At 69.8% G+C, this 3,669-nt stretch carries 6 protein-coding genes; 3 read left to right on the top strand and 3 right to left on the bottom strand.

Annotation, left to right across the window (positions count from 1 at the left end; all coding sequences use genetic code 11):
• Positions 1-199: 199 nt before the first annotated feature.
• From AB0O00_RS32630 to AB0O00_RS32620, 3 genes are all read right to left on the bottom strand, one after another.
• A complete protein-coding gene (locus tag AB0O00_RS32630) occupies positions 200-388 on the bottom strand; it encodes a DUF4253 domain-containing protein (RefSeq protein WP_363657965.1) in 189 nt (62 codons plus the stop codon).
• Between the two features lie 110 nt (positions 389-498).
• Positions 499-960 (bottom strand): NUDIX domain-containing protein, encoded by a 462-nt coding sequence (locus AB0O00_RS32625; protein ID WP_363657963.1) that lies wholly within the window; start codon positions 958-960, stop codon positions 499-501.
• A gap of 80 nt (positions 961-1,040) precedes the next feature.
• Positions 1,041-1,283: a hypothetical protein gene (locus AB0O00_RS32620; RefSeq protein WP_363657961.1), complete on the bottom strand. Its 243-nt coding sequence runs from the start codon at positions 1,281-1,283 to the stop codon at positions 1,041-1,043.
• A 318-nt stretch (positions 1,284-1,601) separates the two neighbouring features.
• On the opposite strand from AB0O00_RS32620, the gene AB0O00_RS32615 reads away from it, so the two are divergent.
• From AB0O00_RS32615 to AB0O00_RS32605, 3 genes are all read left to right on the top strand, one after another.
• A complete protein-coding gene (locus tag AB0O00_RS32615) occupies positions 1,602-2,438 on the top strand; it encodes a helix-turn-helix transcriptional regulator (protein WP_363657959.1) in 837 nt (278 codons plus the stop codon).
• Entirely contained in the window at positions 2,435-2,647 is a 213-nt protein-coding gene (locus AB0O00_RS32610) for a DUF397 domain-containing protein (protein WP_363657957.1), read from the top strand. The genes AB0O00_RS32615 and AB0O00_RS32610 overlap by 4 nt, the downstream gene beginning before the upstream one ends.
• Positions 2,648-2,796: 149 nt before the next feature.
• Entirely contained in the window at positions 2,797-3,558 is a 762-nt protein-coding gene (locus tag AB0O00_RS32605; protein ID WP_363657955.1) for a leucine-rich repeat domain-containing protein, read from the top strand.
• Positions 3,559-3,669: the final 111 nt, after the last annotated feature.

The raw sequence follows: 3,669 nt of genomic DNA, 5'->3' as shown, positions 1-3,669 counted from the left end.
GGACGGACCTTCTTGAGCCGCTTCACCGGCCGGATTGACGGCACGCGGCGGCCGCCCTGGGGATCTATGGACAAGGCGCGGCCTTTCCTGCGGGCCGGCTTCGAGTTCTTGCGCGACCCGCCGGGTTGCGAGGGTCACCCGGGTCCCAGGTGCGAGAAGTCGGCGGGCCCGACTTCCTGTGCGGCGTCCGTGGCGGTGCTCAGTCCGACCAGAACATCCGCTGGTGCGAGTCCACGAGCAGGTCGGTGTACGCGGTGAGGGTGCCGGTGCCCTGGAAGACCTGGCCGGGGCAGAGTGCCACGTGTTCGGCGGCCACCCGCAGGGCCGCGTCCCGCGTCGTGGGCGGGGCTCCTCGTCTTCGTCCTCCTCCGGGCCCAGCCGCTCCCACCAGGCGCGCAGGAGATCGTGCGGGTCGTGCCGGGCGGGACGGAAGTCCGCCGAGCACTGCCACCCACGCAGGAAGTCGGGCCCGTCGACTTCCTGTGCTGTGGGCGGGAGTCAGGCGGCGCGCTGCCCGTGGAGGAGGAGGGGGACGGCATGGCCGGTGATCGCCTCGGCGACGCGGGCGGCCTGGGCGGGGGCCATGACCTGGCCGATCTGCTGGACGGGGACGAAGCGGGCGCCGAGCAGGCCACTGTGGTGCTGCGGAGGGACGGTGAGTTGCTGGGTGGTGGTGCCGCCGTCGAAGACGAGGTTGAGACGCTCCAGGTAGCGGTCGGCGGGCGTGAAGTCGACCGCGAGAACGTGGGTGAGGCGCAGGGAGACGCCGGTCTGCGCGAGGAGGTGGTGGGCGGCGGCCTCGTGCGGGGGTTCGTTGGGGCGGGCGGCGCCGCCGGGCAGGATGAGGCCGTCCATGTAGTCGGGGTCGACGAGCAGGACGTCGCCGCGGGGGTTGCGGACGAGGGCGAGGCAGCCGAGCCGGCACACGGGCGGCTTGGCGAGGAGGCGGGGGTCGCGCACGGTGGTGCTACTTCCTGTTCCGGAAACACCAGTTGATCAGGGTGGCGAAGCCGAGCAGCCAGAGGAGGCGGGCGGCGAGTTCAGGAGTCATCGGCGGCGAGGCGCTCGAAGTGCAGGCCCTTGCGGAGCAGTTCGACGATCCGCTCCACCTCGTCGATGCGGGCGGCCCCGAGGCAGATCAGGTAGCAGCCGGTGCGGCGCCCGAAGTCCCAGTCCACTTCGAGCGACGGCAACTTGGCGTCACCGAGCGCGAGGACGGCGGCCAAGTCGTCGGCGACGAGGGCGGCTTCACGCCGCTGGTCGGCGGTAGCACGGTTGAGCATCGAGGCCATCACACACCGACCCTGCGGTGCACTTCGAAGACCCGCCACGCCGAGAACGCGGCACAGAAGGAACGGAAAGAGGCCGGCTCACCGGTGGAGCCGCAGCGCAGCCACTCCCCCGTGACCTCGTTCCGCACCCGGTAGCAACGGGCCTCGGGGTCCCACCGCACCCCGTAGCCGTGAAGCTTGGACGACGCCATGATCTTGAGAACCCTCCGCAGTCGGAATTTCACGTTCTGTGCTCATGGTGGCGTGAGGCGCCCTAGCATCGGAAGCGAAGATGGACTTGTCTTCCAGCGCATCCAAGTTGGAGCACCCATGGTGAACATCAAGGAAATTGACCCAGAGTCAGGCCCGTGGGCACCCTTCGGGGTACTACTCCGCAGGTCACGCAAGGCGGCCGGCCTGACCCAGGCTCAACTCGCCAAGAAGATCGGGTGTAACCCGTCCACGGTCTGCGTCGCCGAACTTGCCACGAAGCAGGTGTCCAGAAAATTCGCCGAGGCCGCCGACAAGGCCCTCGGACTCCACGGCGCCCTGACCCTGATGTGGCTACAGGCCTCCAACTCCGCAGGCCTGGCCGAGGGGTTCGCCGACTTCACGAAGTTCGAGGCCCAGGCCCGGGAGATAAGGCTGTTCGAAATCGGCGCCGTCCCAGGCCTGTTCCAGACCCAGGCGTACGCCGAGGCCGAGTTGACCTGCGCCGTGGATCTGGGCGAGGTCACTACAGAGCAAGCCCAGGAACGCCTCGCAATCCGGATGGCCAGGCAGAAACTCCTGACCCGCACGCCTGTGCCCTTCGTCTACGCCGCTCTGGACGAAAGCGTGCTCCGATGGCAGCTCGGAGGACCATCCATCATGGCCGAACAGCTCGAACACCTCGAAGAGCTGGCAGCCGGGCCCAACATCATGATCCAGGTCATCCCGTTCAGCATGGGGGTCCACCGGTCGTTCCGCTCAGCCGTCACCCTGCTGACCATCGGCGACAACTCCCAGCTCGGGTACACCGAGACGCTTCACCGCGGCTTCCTCGAACGGGATCGAGCCACTGTCGCAAGATGGCGCAGACGATACGATTGCCTGCAGGTAGATGCGCCGCCCAGGGCCGAATCCCTGGGCATGATCAGAAGAATCCGGAAGGAACTGGCACCATGAGCTCCCGCCTCGACCTGTCCTCTGCCCGCTGGGTCAAGTCCTCCCACAGCACCGACGGAGGCCAGTGCATCGAGGTGGCCCCCGGCTTCACCGGCGTCATGCCCGTCCGCGACTCCAAGGACCCGAGCGGCCCCGCCCTCATCTTCCCCACCGCCGCCTGGCAGTCCTTCATCACCGCCATCCGCGCCGGCGAATTCGACGCCCAGTAGCCACAGCTCTCAGCCCCGCCGTCCCATGCCTGGGGCGGCGGGGCTATGTGCAGTTCGGGCCCATCCAGCCGCAGCCGGCCGGTGCCGCCGGGGTCCGCGACCACGGCCCCCGGGTCCTTCTCCCCCACCGGCTTCGTATCGTGTGTGCCATGGCGCATGAGACAGAGCCGGCATCGCGCACCAGCAGCAGCGAGTCCCCCCGGGACATCTGCACGTGCTTCGACCAGTACCGGGCGGGCAACCGGCGGCGGGTGCGCTTCCACGGTGAGCGTCAGGACACGTCGTCGCCGGCCTGGCAGCACCTCCTGGCGCTGGTCGAGGAAGCCGCCGCCGACGGCAGGGAGGTGTTCCGGCCGCTGGCGGAGATGAGTCCCCGGGAGCGGCGCCAGATCGTGACCCTGCCGCCCACCATCGCGAAGCTCGCCGCCGTCAGGCAGTTCGACCTCTACGGCAGCAATCTCGTCCGGATCCCCCCGGAGATCGGCGGCATGAGCGGCCTGCGGGAATTCACGCCGTACACCTCCTACCGGCTGCACTGGTTCCCGTACAAGCTGACCAGGTGCCCGGACCTGAGGCGCAGCACCGTCAGCACCCGTGCGCTGTACGGCAACGAGAGGTTCCGCCCGCCGTTCCCCCCGCTCCGGCCCGGCGGCGTTCAGGGCGCGGGCCCCGGCGGCGCGTGGGGTGCTGCGGGGCTCCGCGGGTGCAGCGTGTGCGACCGGCCGCTGGAGGGAGCCGGGATCCACCAGGCCTGGATCTCGCTGCGCGTTGCCGCCGATGTCCTGCCGATCTTGGTGAACGCCTGCTCCGCGGCCTGCCTCCGGGTCCTTCCCGAGCCTGCCGAGGGTTACGTCCGGACCCCGCACACAGGTGGCCCCGGGCTCGCCCAGCCCGCCGCCCTCGATGCCTGATTTCCCGTCGGATGGCGGAGGCGCGCGCTCAGGTTCCCGTCCGCAGGGGCTCCAGGGCTGCGGGCGGGATCGCGCCCGCAGCCCTGGAGCCGGCCAGGAGGTCGGCCAGGG

This window comes from Kitasatospora sp. NPDC093558 (assembly GCF_040683475.1).
In the GTDB taxonomy this organism is placed as follows: Bacteria; Actinomycetota; Actinomycetes; order Streptomycetales; family Streptomycetaceae; genus Kitasatospora.
The sequence above is the reverse complement of the archived record's forward strand: the minus strand, read 5'-3'. Positions and strand labels throughout refer to the sequence as shown.